Raw genomic sequence first — 17,644 nt, 5'->3', positions numbered from 1 at the left:
AATCAAAACAGCAGACGGGCGCGAATGGTGCCGTCGATGGCCTTCATGCGCTGCAGCGCGGCGTCGGCGCGCGCGGTTTCCGCTTCGATGTCGATCACCACGTAGCCGATTTCCGGCCCGGTTTGCAGATACTGTGCGGCGATGTTAACCCCCTCTTCGGCGAAAATCTGGTTAATCTGCGTCAGCACGCCCGGGCGGTTTTCGTGGATGTGCAGCAGGCGGCTGGCGTTCGGGCCATGCGCCGGCAGCGACACTTCCGGGAAGTTGACGGCGGACAGAGTCGATCCGTTGTCGGAGTATTTCGCCAGCTTGCCGGCCACTTCGTCGCCGATATTCTCCTGCGCTTCCTGGGTGGAGCCGCCGATGTGCGGCGTCAGCAGCACGTTGTCGAACTCACACAGCGGCGAGTTGAACGGATCGCTGTTGGTCGCCGGTTCTTCCGGGAAGACGTCGATCGCCGCGCCCGCTAGGTGATTGCTGGCCAGCGCGTCGCACAGCGCGGGAATATCCACCACGGTGCCGCGCGAGGCGTTGATCAGAATGGCGCCCGGTTTCATCAGCGCCAGCTCTTCCGCCCCCATCATGTTCTTGGTGGCCAGCGTTTCCGGCACGTGCAGCGTCACCACGTCGCTCATATTGAGCAGATCGGACAGATGACGCACCTGCTGCGCGTTACCTAACGGCAGCTTGTTCTCGATGTCGTAGAAGAACACCTTCATGCCCAGCCCTTCGGCCAGAATGCCCAGCTGGGTGCCGATGTGGCCGTAGCCGATGATGCCCAGCTTTTTGCCGCGCGCCTCGTAGGAGCCCACGGCCAGTTTGTGCCACACGCCGCGGTGCGCCTTGGCGTTGGCGGCCGGAATGCCGCGCAGCATCAACAGCAGCTCGCCCAGCACCATTTCGGCCACGGATCGGGTATTGGAGAACGGGGCGTTGAAGACCGGAATACCGCGCTTGGTCGCCGCTTTCAGATCAACCTGGTTGGTGCCGATGCAGAAGCAGCCCACCGCCACCAGTTTTTCTGCGGCGGCGAACACCTCTTCGGTCAGATGCGTACGCGATCGGATGCCGACGAAGTGCGCATCGCGGATGGATGCCTTCAGCGATTCGGTGTCTAACGCACCCTTGTGGTATTCGATGTTGGTATAACCGGCGGCACGTAAATTATCGACCGTGCTCTGATGAACCCCTTCCACCAACAGGAATTTAATCCTGTCTTTCTCCAATGATACTTTTGCCATTTACCCGACCCTATGTTCAGACTTCAGAAGCGGCTGTGACGACACAGCTCCCATCCAACATAACAAAAATAACGCGGGCGGCAATACAAACGATTGCCTGCCCAGCAGGACAAGGCGCAGCGTTGATGGCGGTTTACGGCAGAAAATGCCATAGGGAAAGTTTTCGGCAGAAGCTTTGGGGAGTCAGTTTTCACAATGTGACATAAGTCACCAAATTTGCCGTTTTTCAGAAAAGATATTTTAACCGAAGAATTATGCGGCCCGGCACTACCGGGCCACAAACGGCGGAGGTTTATTTGACCACTTTCACGCCTTCCGGGGTGCCGACCAGCGCCACGTCCGCGCCGCGGTTGGCGAACAGCCCCACGGTCACCACGCCGGCGATGCCGTTGATCTTGTTCTCCAGCGCGATGGCGTCGGTGATGCTCAAGTTATGCACATCGAGGATCACGTTGCCGTTGTCGGTCACCACGTTTTGGCGATACTCCGGCAGGCCGCCGAGTTTCACCAGCTCACGCGCCACGTAAGAGCGAGCCATCGGGATCACTTCCACCGGCAGCGGGAACTTGCCCAGCACGTCCACTTGCTTGCTGGCGTCGACGATGCAGATAAATTTCTTGGCGATGGCGGCGATGATCTTCTCGCGCGTCAGCGCCGCGCCACCGCCTTTGATCATCTGCATATGGCCGTTGATTTCGTCCGCGCCGTCCACATAAATATCGAGCGAGTCCACTTCATTGCTGTCGAACACATGGATGCCGAGGCTTTTCAGCTTGGCGGTGGAGGCGTCGGAGCTCGATACTGCGCCTTCGATCTGGTGCTTGATGGAGCCCAGCGCGTCAATAAAGTGGGCGGCGGTAGAACCGGTGCCGACCCCGACGATGGTGCCCGGCGTCACGTATTCCAGCGCTGCCCAACCCACCGCTTTTTTCAGTTCATCCTGCGTCATAATATGTCCCTTGCCTCTGTACGAAAACGTGTGCGTATTATAGGGTAAAACGCTGTTTTTCACGCTGGCAGGATCACACTTATTTGCCGCAGCCCGCATTTTTAGCCGCTTAGCGGCGAGACGGGGGCGTGATTTTTCCACCTGCGCCGCGCGCAAAATGTGGCATAGTGCCGGTATCATTCTAATTTAAGGGATATCTTTCCGATGAAACGCCCAGACTATCGTACGCTGCAAGCGCTGGACGCGGTGATCCGTGAGCGCGGCTTCGAGCGCGCCGCTCAAAAACTCTGCATCACGCAATCGGCGGTATCCCAACGCATCAAACAGCTGGAAAACCTGTTCGGCCAACCGCTGCTGGTCCGTACCGTGCCGCCGCGCCCGACCGAACAAGGGCAAAAGCTGCTGGCGCTGCTGCATCAGGTGGAATTGCTGGAAGAAGAGTGGCTGGGCAACGACACCGGCGTCGATACGCCGCTGCTGCTGTCGCTGGCGGTCAACGCCGACAGTCTGGCAACCTGGCTGCTGCCGGCGCTGAAGCCGGTGCTGGCGGATTCCCCCATTCGCCTGAATCTGCAGGTAGAAGATGAAACCCGCACCCAGGAGCGGCTGCGCCGCGGTGAGGTGGTGGGCGCGGTGAGTATTCAGCCGCAGCCGCTGCCGAGCTGCCTGGTGGATCGGCTGGGGGCGCTGGATTATCTGTTCGTGGCCTCCAGCGCCTTCGCCGAGCGCTATTTCCCGAGCGGCGTCACCCGCTCCGCGCTGCTGAAAGCGCCGGCGGTGGCCTTCGATCATCTCGACGACATGCACCAAGCGTTCCTGCAGCAGAACTTCGATCTGTCGCCGGGCAGCGTGCCTTGCCATATCGTGAACTCGTCGGAAGCCTTCGTGCAGCTGGCGCGTCAGGGCACCACCTGCTGTATGATCCCGCATCTGCAGATCGAAAAGGAGCTGGCATCCGGTGAGCTGATCGATCTGACGCCGGGGCTGTATCAGCGCCGCATGCTGTACTGGCACCGCTTCGCGCCGGAAAGCCGCATGATGCGCAAAGTGACCGACGCGCTGCTGGAACACGGCCACCAGGTGCTGCGCCAGGATTAAAACGAAAAAAGGTTCGCCGCAGCGAACCTTTTCTTCAACACGAACACCTTACTGCGCGGCGTTGCGCTGCAGCTCGAACACCACATCCACCTGATCGTCGAAGTGAATGCTTTGCTGCTCATAGGTTTGCGCCGCGTCGCTTTCCGCCGCCGCACCCGCCGCCTTATACATCCGCGCCACCGGCATCGGCTGGTAGTTGGCGACCCGGTAGCGAATGCTGTACACCGGCCCCAGCTTGGCGTGGAAACCTTTGGCCAGGGATTCGGCCTGCTGAGTCGCGTTCTCGATCGCTTTTTGCCGCGCCTGCTCGCGATACACGTCCGGCTTGGCGACGCCCAGCTCCACCGCGCGGATCTCGTTCAGGCCGGATTTCAGCGCGCCGTCCAGCAGCTCGTTCAGCTTGTCCAACTGACGCAGGGTCACCTGCACCTGACGCACCGCCCGGTAGCCCTTCAGCACCGACTCGCCGGTTTTCAGGTAGTCGTACTCCGGCTGGGTGCGCAGGTTGGCGGCGCTGATGTCTTTCTTCTCGATGTTATTTTTCTGCAGGAAATCAAAGTACTGCGCTACGCGCTCGTCCACCTGCTTCTTCGCCTGGGCGGCGTCTTTGGAGGAAACGCTCACTTCGATCGCCAGGGTGGCGATATCCGGCGTGGCGTCCACGCTGGCGGTGCCGGAGGTGACGACGTGCGGCCCTTCAGGCACTTCAGCCGCCTGCAGCGCCATCGGTAACGTCCCTAATCCGACCATTGCGGCCATAGCCAATGCTTTTAGCTTCACAGTGTCTCCTTAATGACAGGCTGTCTCTGATCGCCGGCTTTTCCCTGTGAGAACCGCCGGATTCCTGGCATCAAACGTAGCATATCGCGCGGCGTTTTGAATTCGGATTAGTGGCAAATTCTTATAAATTTGCCCCCTGCCAGGCCAGCTGCAGCGCGATGCCCCACATCACCAGCCCGACCAGCGCGTTGATGATGCGCTGCGCCCGCTGGGTGTTCAGCCACGGCGCCAGCCAGGAGGCCAGCAGCGCCAGCCCGAAGAACCACACCGCCGACGCGCTGACCGCGCCGAGCGCGAACCAGGAGCGCACGTCCGCCGTCAGCTGCCCGCCCAGGCTGCCGAGCACCACAAAGGTATCCAGATAAACGTGCGGGTTCAGCCAGGTAACCGCCAGCATGGTGACCACGAGGCGCCAGCGGCTCTGCGCCAGCTCTTGCGCCGCGGCCTGCGCCGGTTGCGGGCTGAAGGCGGAACGGAACGCGCCCCAGCCGTACCACAGCAGAAACGCCACCCCGCCCCAGGTGACCAGCGCCAGCAGCAGCGGCGAGCGGGTCAGCAACGCGCTGCCGCCGAAAATACCGGCGCAGATCAGCACGATATCGCTCAACGCGCACAGCGAGGCGATCATCAAATGATACTGGCGGCGAATGCCCTGATTCATCACGAATACGTTCTGCGGGCCCAGCGGCAAGATCATGGCGGCGCTCAGGGCAAAACCCTGCAGGAAGACGGCTAACATGGGAGATTCCTCGGATGATAAAAGGCGCCGGACGAGGGCGCGTGTCGGTCAACACGCGCATCATACGAGGAAGCGATCATTAGGTGAAATTGATGTTTCTAATCCAGTATCAGAGATGCTAATACTTAAATCGGTGTGACGAACCCCAGCTCCTGCGAGATGCGTTGCGCAGTGGCCAGCACCGGTTTAATCAGGCTTTTGACGCCGATTTGCTGCAGCTTGGCGGTCGGCAGAGAAACAGACACCGCATAGGGCACGCGCTGTTGAATATCGAATACCGGCGCCGCCACGCAGGAGACCCCCAGCTCGTTTTCTTCGCGATCCATCGCCATACCGCGCTGGCGAATATCGGCCAGTTCCTCATACATTTTCGGCAGCTCGGTGATGGTATTGCGCGTCAGCGTCTGAATCTCCTGCTGATGGCTCTGCCAGTAGTGGGCCGGGTAATCGTCGTTGCCGTAGGCCATGAAGATTTTACCCATCGCCGAACAGTACAGCGGCATATGCTGGCCGATATAGGCGCGGGTACGCATCATGCCGGTGGTCGGCTCCAGCTTGTAGATCAGGATGACGTGGTCGTCTTCGCGGCTGGAGAAGTTGACCGTCTCACCCACTTCCAGGTTCAGCTGTTCCAAATGCGGCGCAGCCACGTGAATGATATTGAGTGACGACAGCGCCTTCTGGCCGATGGAAATGAACTTGGTGGTCAGGCGGTAACTGCCCGGCGACGGCGCCTGGGTCACATAGCCGCTGGTGTGTAACCCCTGAAGCAAGCGGTGCACCGTGCTCTTGTTCATGCCGGCCAGTTCGGACAGATGCGCCAGTGGGCATCCATTGGGGAAATTGCTCAGGATCTCAATCAACTGCAAACCGCGGAACAGGCTTTGGCTGCCCAGCGGTTTGTCTTTCTTGTCATCTTTCTCGTCGACGGCTTTCAGGCTCATAGCGAAAATCTCTCCAGTGTCGAACCGCCAACCGGCGCCGCGGCGAAGTCAGCAGGCTCTTTGCCGGGCATGTTACCCCAAGGCCTGCATCAGGTGAAGACGGAACGCCGTTTCATTGTCCGCAGCGGGCCAAAAATCCGCAATATTTCCCCCGCATTGAAGTGAGCCATCGGTCACACTTCCGCAAAGTAATAAATAACCCATTGTTTAATAAAAACAATTAAAACCTAATCGCCTTTGATTTAGCGCAACGAACGTCATATTATTTTTGAAATTGAATTTCGCATATTGAAATCTAAAGGCCAGATACTCACCAGCGGTTTAGCTGATTTGCCCGGCATCGTCGCATGGGCACAACACCAGGGGCGCATCACATGACTATCGATAATGCGGCACAACCCATCCTTACCCTCAGCCACATCGTCAAGCGATTTGGCGGCAACGTGGCGGTCAACGACGTCAGCCTGCAGGTGATGCCGGGCGAGGTTCTGGCGCTGCTGGGCGAAAACGGCGCCGGCAAATCGACGCTGATCAAAGTGCTGGCGGGCGTCTACCCGCGCGACGGCGGCGATATTCGTTTTCAGGGCGCAAGCATCGCCTCCGCCGCCGCGATAAAAAGCGCCAGCCGCCAGCCGATCGCCTTTATTCATCAGGATCTCGGCCTGATTGAATGGATGACGGTGGCGGAGAACATGGCGCTGGTGATGGGGTTTCCCCGCCGCTTTGGGTTGATCGACTGGCGAGCCATTCGCCGCCGGGCGGCGCAGGCGCTGCACGACGTCGGTATCGCGCTCGATCCCGATGCGCGCGTCTTCGAACTGTCGCGCACCGAAAAATCGCTGCTGGCGATCGCCCGCGCGGTGGCGGTCAACGCCGAGCTGCTGGTGCTGGATGAACCGACCGCCTCCCTGCCCGCCAACGACGTGCGCCATCTGTTCGCCGTGATCAACCGGCTGCGCGCCAAAAAGGTCGGCATGATTTATGTCACCCACCGCCTGGACGAAGTGATCGAAATCGCCGATCGGGTCTGCGTAATGCGCGACGGGCGCTATGTCGCCGGCGGCCGCACCGCCGACTACTCGCTGCGCGATCTGGTGCAAACCATCGTCGGTGAAGCGATGGCGGACGATCAGCGCGAACCGCTACCGGAACATCGTCCGCCGGTGCTGCAGCTCGATAGCGTCACGGTAGGCGACATCGGCCCGGTGAGCTTCGATTTGCAGCCGGGCGAGATGCTGGCACTGGCCGGCCTGCGCGGGGCCGGGCAAGAAGAGATTGGCCGGCTGCTGTTCGGGTTGCGCCAGGCCGACGGCGGCGCGATTCGGTTTCGCGATCGGCCCTATCAGGCGAGCTCCCCGCAGCAGGCGATGGCGTGCGGCGTTTCGCTGGTGGCGGGCGATCGCACCGGCGAAAGCCTGGTGATGTCGATGAGCGTGCGTGAAAACCTGTTTATCAACCCCTGCGCCAGCGGCCACCGGCTGCTCTCCCGCTACGGGCGGCGAGCGGAGATCGGCGCCAGTTGGTGGAAAGTGCAGCTATTCGACGTGCGCCCCAAGGACGTCAATATCGATATCAGCGCACTGTCCGGCGGCAACCAGCAAAAGGTGGTGATGGCGCGCTGGATGCACCTGGGAGCGCCGCTGCTGATCCTGGAAGATCCCACCGCCGGCGTGGACGTCGGCGCACGAGCGGAAATCTACCACCTGCTGAATAAATCCCTGGTGGAAGGCGTGGCGGTGCTGGTGATCTCCAACGATTTCGAGGAGATCGCCCATATTTGCAACCGCGCACTGGTGTTCAACCGTGGGAAAGTGGTCGGCGAGCTGAAAAATCAGCAGGTGTCATTCGCCAATTTATTGGAGCTGGCCTCTGCCAGCACCGGGGAAAGCGTCGCAATCACGTCAGAATCCGAGGTAGGCCATGTCTAAAACATCCGTTAAATCAACCGCGCTGGAGCAGCGCGTCAGTCTGGCGCAGGACGGCGCCGGCCCCTGGCTGATGCAGGTTCTTACCCGCTATGGCCTGCTGCTGCTGTGCATCGCGCTGGTCGTGCTGTTCTCACTGCTCACCCCCTCCTTCGCATCGATGCTGACGCTGCAGGCGATCCTGTCGAGCAAGGCCAAAATCGCCCTGTTGGCGCTGGCGGCGACCATCCCGATGATCGTGGGCAAGATCGATCTTAACGTCGGTTTCGGCATTGTGTTGTGGCATATCCTGGCGATCACGCTGCAGGTGGAATACGGCTTCTCCTGGCAGATGGCGGTGCTGACGGTGCTGGCGATCTCGGCGCTGTACGGGTTGCTGAACGGCATTCTGGTGGCGCTGGCCGATATCGACAGCTTCGTCGCCACTCTCGGCTCCGGCACCGTGCTGTACGCCATTGCCCTGTGGCACTCCGGCGGGCGGCAGATCGTCGGCGACTTGCCGGATGCCTTTATCGCGCTGCACCACACCGAGATCGCCGGCATTCCGATCGTGGCGTTTTACGTGCTGATCGTCGCGGTGGTGCTGTGGCTCATCACCGAACATACCCCGCTCGGCCGCTGCATGTATGCGGTGGGCGGCAACCCGGCGGCGGCGCGCCTGAACGGCATCTCGGTCAACCGCTTCACGATCGGCGCTTTCATCGCCTCCAGCGTGCTCACCGGTTTCAGCGGCGTGTTGATCGCCGCCGAACAGGGCGTCGGCCAGGCCAGCGTCGGCATGGACTATCTGCTGCCGGCGCTGGTCGGCGCCTTCCTCGGCAGCACCACCATTCGCCCTGGGCGCGTCAACGTCTGGGGCACCGTGGTCGGCATCGCCATTCTGGCTATCGGCATCGCCGGCATTCAGCAGTTCGGCGGTGAATTCTGGGTCGAGCCGCTGTTCAACGGCGCGACGCTGTTGCTGTCGATCACCCTGGCCGGCTATGCCCAACGCCGCCGGCTGCTCAATCAGAAAGCGGTACAACGCAGCCAGGCGACGCCGGCTGACAACAACAATCAGACAGCGACCCACCCTTAAACCAGGAGCACACCATGAAACGCATTTGGCTGTTACCGGGGTTCACCACATTATTGCTCGCCGCATCGCCGGCCTGGGCCGACGCCTATCTCGATCAGGCCACCGCCGCCGTCGCGAAGGCCACCGCCAGCGCCACCCAGTGGGACGGCCCCACCAGCGGCCCGCAGCTGCAGGCCAACAAGAAGATCATTTTTATCGCCTCCGACATGAAGAACGGCGGCGTGCAAGGGGTGCAACAGGGGTTGAGCGAAGCGGCGAAAGCCGCCGGCTGGAAGCTGGAAACGCTCGACGGCGGCGGCTCGGTGAAAGATCAGCTGGCATCGCTCAATCAGGCCATCGCCCAGAAACCGGACGGCATCGTGATCGGCGGCTGGAACCCTAACGTCGCCAAGATCCCGCTGAAAAAGGCCGTGCAGCAGGGTATCGTGCTGACCGCCTGGCACGCGGTGCCGGAACCGGGCCCCATCACCAAATACAACGTGTTCTATAACGTCACGTCGGACTCCAACGAAGTGGCGCGCATCGCCGCGCAATACGCGGTGGTGCAGTCCGGCGGCAAGGCGAGCGTGCTGATCTTCACCGACTCGCTGTACCAAATCGCCTTGGACAAGGCCAACGTCATGAAAGAAGAGATCGCCAAATGCAGCGGCTGCACGCTGCTGGAATTCATCGACACGCCGCTGGCCGATACCGCCAACCGCATGCCGGCGATGACCTTCAGCCTGCTGCAGAAGTACGGCGACAAATTCCAATATGCGCTGGCGATCAACGATCTGTACTTCGACTTTATGGCGCCGGCGCTGAAGACCGCCGGCAAAGGCGGCAAGAACGCACCTTACAACGTATCGGCCGGCGACGGTTCAATCTCCGCTTACCAGCGTATCCGCTCAGGCGACAGCCAGTCGGCGACGGTGCCGGAACCCTTGAAGCTGCACGGTTGGCAACTGCTGGACGAATTCAACCGCGCCTTCGCCAAGCAGCCGCCTTCCGGCTACGTTACCCCGGCGCATCTGGTCACCCGCGACAATATCGCCGCCGACGGCGGCGCCAATAACCTGTATGACCCGCAAAACGATTATCAGGGCCATTACAAAGCAATCTGGGGCGTGAAGTGAACGGCGATTCATTGCGCACGCACGCCCGGCTCGAGCGCCTGTGTTCGCCGGCGATCTGGGCCGAGGGGCCGGTGTGGCTGCCGCAGGAGGATGCGGTGGTGTTCAGCGACGTGAAAGGCAATCGCATGTTCCGCTGGTCGCGCCGGGGTGAGCTAAGCCTATACCGCTCGCCGTCTCACTACGCCAACGGCAATGCGCGCGACGGCGAGGGGCGCGTGATCAGCTGCGAACACGGGCGGCGCGGCATTAGCCGCACCGAAAGCGATGGCGAGGTACGTCTGTTGATCGACCGCGTCGACGGCAAGCGCTTTAATTCGCCGAACGACGTGGCGGTGCGCTCCGACGGCACCCTATGGTTCACCGATCCGCCCTACGGCATCATCGGCGACGAAGAGGGTTACAAATCGGAAAGCCAGGTGATCGGCTGTTATCTCTACAGCTTCGATCCGCGCGACGGTTCGCTGACCATCGCCGCCTGCGACCTGCAGCGCCCGAACGGCCTGGCGTTTTCACCGGATGAAAAATGGCTGTACGTTGCGGACATGTCGATCGTGGATTTTCCGACGCTGGGCCGCCGCGAGTTGCGCGTCTATGCGGTCAACGGCCGCGAGCTGGAAGCCGGCCGCCGTTTCGCGACGGTGGAGCCCGGTTTCCCGGACGGCTTCTGCGTCGATCGGGCCGGCAATCTGTTTTGCAGCTGCGCCGACGGCGTGCTGGTCTTTGATCCACAGGGGCGACAGATCGACAAAATCAGCGTGCCGGAACGCGTCTCCAATTGTACCTTCGGCGGCCCGAACGGCGATGAGCTCTATATCACCGCCACCACCTCGCTCTACCGCATGGTACTGAACACCCGCGGTTAGCCGGGGCCTCGCAAGACGCAGGGTGGGTTTCGATCCGCCCTGCTTTGTCGCGTCTGAAGCACGTCATTCCCACCAAAACGTGGCGGCGATCACAAAACCACCACTCAATTTTAACGTCATGTTTTTCATGAATAATTTTACTCCCTCTTGCTTTGACTTCCCTGAACCGCCGGGATAGCATTTATTTGAAATGCAATTTCGCATATTGAAATTTAGCGAACCAAAAACAGACGATTCGCACAGGCGGAGAACCGGCATGAGAGTGAGTTACAGCGAGTTAAAACAGCAATTCAAACGCGTGCTGCTGGCGCGCGGCGTGGCGGAACACACCGCCGACGACTGCGCCGGCATGTTCGCCGACACCACCGCCAGCGGCGTTTACTCCCACGGCGTTAACCGCTTTCCGCGCTTTATTCAGCAGTTGGACGCCGGCGATATCGTGCCGGACGCCGAACCCAGCAAACTGTTGTCTCTGGGGGCGATCGAGCAATGGGATGCGCACCAGGGCATCGGCAACCTTACCGCCCGCCGCATGATGGATCGCGCCATGCAATTAGCCGACGATCATGGCATCGGCCTGGTGGCGCTGCGCAACGCCAACCACTGGATGCGCGGCGGCGGTTACGGCTGGCAGGCGGCGGAGAAAGGCTATATCGGCATTTGCTGGACCAACTCGATCGCCGTGATGCCGCCGTGGGGCGCCAAAACGTGCCGTATCGGCACCAACCCGCTGATCGTCGCCGTGCCCGGCAACCCGATCACCATGGTGGATATGTCGATGTCGATGTTTTCCTACGGCGCGCTGGAGCTGAACCGGCTGGCGGGTAAAACCCTGCCGGTGGACGGCGGCTTCGACAACGACGGCCACCTGACCCGCGATCCGGCCACCATCGAAGAGAACCGGCGCATTTTGCCGATGGGGTATTGGAAAGGATCGGCGCTGTCGATCGTGCTGGACATGATCGCTACCCTGCTGTCCGGCGGCGCCTCGGTGGCGGAAGTGACGGAAGATCACCGCGACGAATACGGCGTCTCCCAGGTGTTCATCGCGATTGAGATAGACCGGTTGATCGACGGCGACAGCCGCGATCAAAAACTGCAGCGCATCATGGACTACGTCACCAGCGCCGAACGGGACAATCCCGACGTCGCCATTCGCCTGCCGGGCCACAAGTTCCCGCGCATTCTGGAAGAAAACCTGCGCGACGGCATTCCGATTGACGAACGAGTCTGGGCGCGCATTCAGGCGCTATAACGGGAGGATCATCATGATATTCGGCCACATCGCCAACACCGCGCCCGAGCAGTATCCGAGGCCGGTCGCCAACGCCGTCGCCTATCTGCAACGCACCGATTTCAGCATCTTGCCCGCAGGGCGCTATGAAGATCCCGCCACCGGCTACGTGGTGCAAGTGCTGGATCTGCATACCCAACCACCGGATGCGCTGCGCCCGGAAGTGCATAGGCAAAACGTCGACGTGCAGTTTCTGGTCAGCGGCACCGAGCTTATCGGCGTAGCGGCGGACAGCGGCGACAACGTCGTTCATCAGGAGCTGCTGGCGCAGCGCGACATCCTGTTTTATCAGGACGTGGCCGATGAATCCTGGCTCACGATGCAACCCGGCAACTTCGCGGTATTTTTTCCGCAGGACGTGCATCGCCCGGCCTGCATTAACCAGCGCCCCAGCGCGATACGCAAGGTGGTGGTGAAGATACCGCTGGCGTCGTTTAGCGCCTGATCGGCCGCAACACCCGTAACGATAACAACACCGGTCCATGGGGCCTGTGCGGGCGCCCTTGCGCTCAAACCAAGCAAAACAATAACGCCCGACCCTACAAAAAAGCGAACATCGAAAGAGGTCCTTATGAATACAGCCTCCGTTTCCGTCAGCCAAAGCCAGGCGATACCCAAGCTCCGCTGGCTGAGGATCGTGCCGCCGATCCTCATCACCTGCATCATTTCTTACATGGACCGGGTCAATATCGCCTTCGCCATGCCCGGCGGCATGGATGACGAACTCGGCATCACCGCCTCGATGGCCGGGCTGGCCGGCGGCATTTTCTTCATCGGTTACCTGTTTCTGCAGGTGCCCGGCGGCAAGCTGGCGGTATACGGCAACGGCAAGAAATTCATCGGCTGGTCACTGTTGGCCTGGGCGGTGATCTCGGTGCTGACCGGCCTGGTCACCAACCAATACCAGCTGCTGTTCCTGCGCTTCGCCCTCGGCGTTTCCGAAGGCGGCATGCTGCCGGTGGTGCTGACCATGATCAGCAACTGGTTCCCGGATAAGGAGCGCGGCCGCGCCAACGCCATCGTCATCATGTTCGTACCGATCGCCGGCATCCTCACCGCCCCGCTGTCGGGTTGGATCATCACCGCCTGGGACTGGCGCATGCTGTTCCTGGTGGAGGGGGCTCTGTCGCTGGTGGTGATGGCACTGTGGTACTTCACCATCAGCAACCGGCCGCAGGAAGCCAAATGGATCTCGCAGGCGGAAAAAGAGTATCTGGTGAAGACCCTGCACGACGAACAGCTGCTGATTAAAGGAAAAACGGTGCGCAACGCCTCGCTGCGCCGGGTGCTGGGCGACCGGATCATGTGGCAGTTGATCCTGGTGAATTTCTTCTACCAGACCGGTATCTACGGCTACACCCTGTGGCTGCCGACCATTTTGAAAGGGCTGACCCACGGCGATATGGAGCAAGTGGGCCTGCTCGCTATCCTGCCCTATATCGGCGCCATCTTCGGCATGCTGATCATCTCCACCCTCTCCGATCGCACCGGCAAGCGCAAAGTCTTCGTCGCCCTGCCGCTGGCCTGCTTTGCTGCCTGCATGGCGCTGTCGGTGCTGCTGAAGGATCACGTCTGGTGGTCTTACGCTGCGCTGGTCGGCTGCGGCGTGTTTATTCAGGCGGCAGCCGGGGTGTTCTGGACCATCCCGCCCAAATTGTTCAACGCCGAAGTGGCCGGCGGCGCGCGCGGCGTGATCAATGCGCTGGGCAACCTCGGCGGCTTTTGCGGCCCGTATATGGTCGGCGTCCTGATCAGCCTGTTCAGTAAGGATGTCGGCGTCTACAGCCTGGCGGCCTCGTTGGCGATCGCCTCCGTGCTGGCGTTGATGCTGCCCAATAAATGCGACCACGGCGCGAGGAACGAATGATGGAATATTGGCTGGGGCTCGACTGCGGCGGCACCTTCATCAAGGCGGGATTATACGACCGCCGGGGCCATGAACACGGCGTTGCGCGGCGCAATCTGGCGATCGTCGCGCCGCAGCCCGGCTGGGCCGAGCGCGATATGGCATCGCTGTGGCGCACCGCCGCCGACGTGATCCGTGAAGTGCTGTCCGCCAGCGGCGTCGCCGCCGGCGCCATCCAGGCCATCGGCATCTCGGCGCAGGGCAAGGGCGCATTTCTGTTGGATAAGCAGGGGCAGCCGCTGGGCAACGCCATGCTCTCTTCCGATCAGCGCGCGCTGGCGCTGGTGCAGGAATGGCAACGGCAGGGCGTGCCGCAGGCGCTGTATCCGCAAACGCGCCAAACGCTGTGGACCGGGCACCCGGTCTCGCTGCTGCGCTGGCTGAAGCGGCATCAGCCGGAACGTTACGCCCGCATCGGCAGCGTGCTGATGGCGCACGACTACCTGCGCTATTGCCTGACCGGCGAGCTGGCCTGCGAAGAAACCAATATCTCCGAATCCAACCTGTATCAGATGCGCAGCGGACGCTATGACCCGGCGCTGGCGCAGCTGCTGGGTATCGGCGACATCATGCCCGCCCTGCCGACGATTGTCGGTTCGGCCGATATCGCCGGGCGCGTCGCGGCAAACGCCGCGGCCATCACCGGCCTGCAAACCGGCACCCCGGTGGTCGGCGGGCTGTTCGACGTGGTGTCCACCGCGCTGTGCGCCGGCCTGCAGGACGAAACCCGGCTCAATGCGGTGATGGGAACCTGGTCAGTCACCAGCGGCATCACCGACGCCATCGTCGAGGGTTTCGATCATCCCTTTGTCTATGGCCGCCACGCCGAAAGCGGCCAATACATCGTGCATGAAGCCAGCCCCACGTCTGCCGCCAACCTGGAATGGTTCTGTCGCCAATGGGGGCTGCAGGACTACGGCCAGCTTAACCGCTGGGTCGCCGCCCTGCCGAAAGCCGCCGGCGATCTGCTGTTCGCCCCTTTCCTGTACGGGTCCAACGCCGGCCTGGGGCTGAGCGCCAGCTTCTACGGCCTGCAGGCCTTCCACCAGCGCGAGCACCTGGTGCAGGCGATCTACGAGGGCGTGGTGTTCTGCCACATGACGCACCTTAACCGCATGCGCCGGCGTTTCCCTGAGGCGCAGGCGCTGCGCGTGACCGGCGGCCCTGCCAAATCCCTCCCCTGGATGCAAATGTTCGCCGACGTCAGCGGCCTGCCGGTGGAGCTGCCGCAGGTGGAAGAAACCGGCTGTCTGGGCGCGGCGATGGCGGCCATGGTCGGCAGCGGCGCCTTCAACGATTTCACCGCCGCCCAGCACCGGCTGGCGCCGCGTATCGAGCGGCTGCTGCCAGATGCGGCCGCCGCTGAAGCTTACGACAACAAACACCAACGTTATCAGGCACTGATTGCTGCATTGCAAAATCTGCAGCCCGCCAACAAGGAGGCTCCATGAGCACGAAACCGCGCCTGCAGTTGGCGCTCGATCAAACCCGTTTGGATACGGCGCTGCGCACCGCCGAGACCCTCAGCCCCCATGTGGACATCATCGAGGCCGGTACCATTTTGTGCATCAGCGCCGGCATTCAGGCGGTTAGCGCGCTGCGCGAGCGCTACCCGCAGCACACGCTGGTGGCCGATCTCAAGGTGGCCGACGCCGGCGCGACGCTGGCCGAGCAGGCTTTCGGCCAGGGCGCGGACTGGATGACGGTGATCTGCGCCGCGCCGTTGGCCACCATGGCCAGCGCGCGGGAGGTCGCCGAGCGTCACGGCGGTGAAATCCAGATAGAACTGTTCGGCCGCTGGACATTGGAGGATGCACGGCAATGGCGCGGCCTCGGCATTCGCCAGGCGATCTATCACCGCGGCCGCGACGCGCAGGCCAGCGGGCAAACCTGGGGCCGGCAGGATCTGGATCGGATGAAGGCGCTGTCCGATCTGGGCATCGAACTGTCGGTGACCGGCGGCATTACGCCCGCCGACCTGCCGCTGTTTAAAGAGATCGCCGTCACCGCCTTTATCGCCGGCCGCGCGCTGGCCGAAGCCGGGGATCCGCCGGCGGCCGCCAGGCAGTTCCGCACCGCCATCGATGACATCTGGAGATCATGATATGCGTCAGCACCCGTTGGGAATTTACGAGAAGGCGCTGCCGAAACACCTGAGCTGGCCCGAACGCTTGGCGCTGGCCAAGGCCTGCGGCTTCGACTTCGTCGAAATGTCGGTGGACGAAAGCGATGAACGCCTGGCGCGCCTGAGCTGGAGCAAAGCGCAGCGCCTGGCGCTGGTGGACGCCATGCTGGAAACTGGCATCCGCATCCCGTCGATGTGCCTCTCCGGCCACCGGCGCTTTCCGTTTGGCAGCCACGATCCGGCGCTGCGCCAGCGCGCCTTCGACGTGATGGAACAGGCCATTAAGCTGGCCCAAGACGTCGGTATCCGCACCATCCAGCTGGCCGGCTACGACGTGTATTACGAAGAGCAGGACGAGGGGACGCTGGCGCGCTTTAGCGAAGGCATGCAGTGGGCGGTAGAACGTGCCGCCGCCGCCCAGGTGATGCTGGCGGTGGAAATTATGGATACCGCCTTTATGAACTCGATCGGTAAATGGAAAGCCTGGGACACCCTGTTGGCCTCGCCGTGGTTCACGGTGTATCCAGACGTTGGCAACCTCAGCGCCTGGGGCAACGACGTGCCGCGTGAATTGGAGTTGGGCATCGATCGCATCGCCGCCATTCACCTGAAAGACACCTACCCGGTCACCGCCGCTTCGCCGGGGCAATTCCGTGACGTGCCGTTTGGCGAAGGCTGCGTCGACTTCGTCGAGGTGTTTCGCACGCTGCAGCGCCTCAATTACCGCGGCGCATTCCTGATTGAGATGTGGACAGAAAAAGCCGAGGAGCCGGTGGCCGAGATCGTTCAGGCCCGCCGCTGGATCGAACAGAAAATGCAACAAGGGGGCATGACATGCTGACTCAGTTAAAACAACAGGTGCTGGAGGCCAATCTCGATCTGCCGCGCCATAAGCTGGTGACCTTTACCTGGGGCAACGTCAGCGCGGTGGATCGCGAACGCGGTCTGGTGGTGATCAAGCCTTCCGGCGTTGAATACGAGCATATGACGGCGGAGGATATGGTGGTGGTCGATCTGGCCAGCGGCCGCACCGTCGAGGGGGCAAAAAAACCGTCGTCGGACACCGCCACCCATCTGGCGCTGTACCGCGAATTTGCCGATATCGGCGGCATCGTCCACACCCATTCCCGCCACGCCACCATCTGGGCGCAGGCCGGGCTGGACATCCCCGCCTGGGGAACCACCCACGCCGACTATTTTTATGGCGCTATTCCCTGCACGCGCCTGATGACCCAGGATGAAATTGAGCACGATTACGAACTGGAAACCGGCAAGGTGATTATCGAAACCTTCCGCCGGCGCGATATCAATCCCAACGCTATCCCAGCGGTACTGGTCAACGCCCACGGCCCCTTCGCCTGGGGCAAAGACGCCCACAATGCGGTGCATAATGCGGTGGTGCTGGAAGAAATTGCCTACATGGGCATTTTCTCACGCCAGCTGACGCCGGGCATCCACAGCATGCAGCGCGAACTGTTGGACAAACACTACCTGCGCAAACACGGCCAAAACGCCTACTACGGGCAGTAGCGCGCCAGGGCCATAATCGTTGCGCCCGATGCTTTGCCGCATCGGGTGCCAGCGGGC

At 61.7% G+C, this 17,644-nt stretch carries 17 protein-coding genes; 12 read left to right on the top strand and 5 right to left on the bottom strand.

The window, feature by feature from the left end:
• Nucleotides 1-2: 2 nt before the first annotated feature.
• Both serA and rpiA read right to left on the bottom strand, forming a co-directional pair.
• Nucleotides 3-1,241 carry a phosphoglycerate dehydrogenase gene (gene serA, locus ACJ8IM_RS23915; RefSeq protein WP_025304156.1) on the bottom strand — a complete coding sequence of 413 codons (1,239 nt, stop codon included), beginning with the start codon at nucleotides 1,239-1,241 and terminating at the stop codon, nucleotides 3-5.
• Nucleotides 1,242-1,533: 292 nt separating this feature from the next.
• Nucleotides 1,534-2,190, bottom strand: coding sequence for a ribose-5-phosphate isomerase RpiA (gene rpiA, locus ACJ8IM_RS23910; protein ID WP_025304157.1), 657 nt, complete (start codon nucleotides 2,188-2,190; stop codon nucleotides 1,534-1,536).
• A 204-nt stretch (nucleotides 2,191-2,394) separates the two neighbouring features.
• Here rpiA and ACJ8IM_RS23905 point away from each other — a divergent pair, with 204 nt between their 5' ends.
• Nucleotides 2,395-3,288: a LysR family transcriptional regulator ArgP gene (locus ACJ8IM_RS23905; protein ID WP_033635863.1), complete on the top strand. Its 894-nt coding sequence runs from the start codon at nucleotides 2,395-2,397 to the stop codon at nucleotides 3,286-3,288.
• A gap of 48 nt (nucleotides 3,289-3,336) precedes the next feature.
• Here the strand turns inward: ACJ8IM_RS23905 and ACJ8IM_RS23900 are convergent, their stop codons facing one another.
• From ACJ8IM_RS23900 to ACJ8IM_RS23890, 3 genes are all read right to left on the bottom strand, one after another.
• The gene (locus ACJ8IM_RS23900; RefSeq protein WP_025160209.1) at nucleotides 3,337-4,068 is read right to left on the bottom strand and encodes an oxidative stress defense protein; all 732 of its coding nucleotides are present in this window, start codon (nucleotides 4,066-4,068) and stop codon (nucleotides 3,337-3,339) included.
• A 121-nt stretch (nucleotides 4,069-4,189) separates the two neighbouring features.
• Nucleotides 4,190-4,807, bottom strand: a complete 618-nt coding sequence (argO, locus tag ACJ8IM_RS23895; RefSeq protein ID WP_025304159.1) for an arginine exporter ArgO — start codon at nucleotides 4,805-4,807, stop codon at nucleotides 4,190-4,192.
• A 125-nt stretch (nucleotides 4,808-4,932) separates the two neighbouring features.
• Entirely contained in the window at nucleotides 4,933-5,751 is an 819-nt protein-coding gene (locus tag ACJ8IM_RS23890; protein ID WP_033649427.1) for an IclR family transcriptional regulator, read from the bottom strand.
• 374 nt (nucleotides 5,752-6,125) lie between these two features.
• Here ACJ8IM_RS23890 and ACJ8IM_RS23885 point away from each other — a divergent pair, with 374 nt between their 5' ends.
• The 11 genes from ACJ8IM_RS23885 (at nucleotide 6,126) to araD (ending at nucleotide 17,587) form a co-directional block, all read left to right on the top strand.
• On the top strand, nucleotides 6,126-7,679 hold the full coding sequence (locus ACJ8IM_RS23885; protein WP_060422099.1) for a sugar ABC transporter ATP-binding protein: 1,554 nt from the start codon (nucleotides 6,126-6,128) through the stop codon (nucleotides 7,677-7,679).
• A complete protein-coding gene (locus ACJ8IM_RS23880) occupies nucleotides 7,672-8,754 on the top strand; it encodes an ABC transporter permease (protein ID WP_016930014.1) in 1,083 nt (360 codons plus the stop codon). Before ACJ8IM_RS23885 ends, ACJ8IM_RS23880 begins: the two co-directional genes overlap by 8 nt.
• 14 nt (nucleotides 8,755-8,768) lie before the next feature.
• Nucleotides 8,769-9,869: an ABC transporter substrate-binding protein gene (locus tag ACJ8IM_RS23875; protein WP_101455660.1), complete on the top strand. Its 1,101-nt coding sequence runs from the start codon at nucleotides 8,769-8,771 to the stop codon at nucleotides 9,867-9,869.
• Entirely contained in the window at nucleotides 9,866-10,732 is an 867-nt protein-coding gene (locus ACJ8IM_RS23870) for an SMP-30/gluconolactonase/LRE family protein (RefSeq protein WP_049212572.1), read from the top strand. The genes ACJ8IM_RS23875 and ACJ8IM_RS23870 overlap by 4 nt, the downstream gene beginning before the upstream one ends.
• 256 nt (nucleotides 10,733-10,988) lie before the next feature.
• Complete coding sequence (gene yiaK / locus ACJ8IM_RS23865; protein ID WP_033654044.1) at nucleotides 10,989-11,987, top strand: 3-dehydro-L-gulonate 2-dehydrogenase; 999 nt, start codon at nucleotides 10,989-10,991, stop codon at nucleotides 11,985-11,987.
• 13 nt (nucleotides 11,988-12,000) lie between these two features.
• Nucleotides 12,001-12,471 carry a YhcH/YjgK/YiaL family protein gene (locus ACJ8IM_RS23860; protein WP_033654043.1) on the top strand — a complete coding sequence of 157 codons (471 nt, stop codon included), beginning with the start codon at nucleotides 12,001-12,003 and terminating at the stop codon, nucleotides 12,469-12,471.
• 126 nt (nucleotides 12,472-12,597) lie between these two features.
• Nucleotides 12,598-13,893 (top strand): MFS transporter, encoded by a 1,296-nt coding sequence (locus tag ACJ8IM_RS23855; protein WP_033654042.1) that lies wholly within the window; start codon nucleotides 12,598-12,600, stop codon nucleotides 13,891-13,893.
• On the top strand, nucleotides 13,893-15,383 hold the full coding sequence (locus tag ACJ8IM_RS23850; protein ID WP_033654041.1) for an FGGY-family carbohydrate kinase: 1,491 nt from the start codon (nucleotides 13,893-13,895) through the stop codon (nucleotides 15,381-15,383). The genes ACJ8IM_RS23855 and ACJ8IM_RS23850 overlap by 1 nt, the downstream gene beginning before the upstream one ends.
• Entirely contained in the window at nucleotides 15,380-16,036 is a 657-nt protein-coding gene (ulaD, locus tag ACJ8IM_RS23845) for a 3-keto-L-gulonate-6-phosphate decarboxylase UlaD (RefSeq protein WP_033654040.1), read from the top strand. The genes ACJ8IM_RS23850 and ulaD overlap by 4 nt, the downstream gene beginning before the upstream one ends.
• A gap of 1 nt (nucleotide 16,037) precedes the next feature.
• Complete coding sequence (locus ACJ8IM_RS23840; protein ID WP_033654039.1) at nucleotides 16,038-16,898, top strand: L-ribulose-5-phosphate 3-epimerase; 861 nt, start codon at nucleotides 16,038-16,040, stop codon at nucleotides 16,896-16,898.
• Nucleotides 16,892-17,587, top strand: coding sequence for an L-ribulose-5-phosphate 4-epimerase (gene araD, locus ACJ8IM_RS23835; protein ID WP_033649413.1), 696 nt, complete (start codon nucleotides 16,892-16,894; stop codon nucleotides 17,585-17,587). Before ACJ8IM_RS23840 ends, araD begins: the two co-directional genes overlap by 7 nt.
• The last annotated feature ends 57 nt before the right edge of the window (nucleotides 17,588-17,644 follow it).

The sequence above is a fragment of the Serratia sp. CY33525 genome (assembly GCF_052169115.1).
GTDB classification, from domain to species: Bacteria; Pseudomonadota; Gammaproteobacteria; order Enterobacterales; family Enterobacteriaceae; genus Serratia; species Serratia sarumanii.
This window is presented reverse-complemented; position numbering and strand designations above follow the sequence as displayed.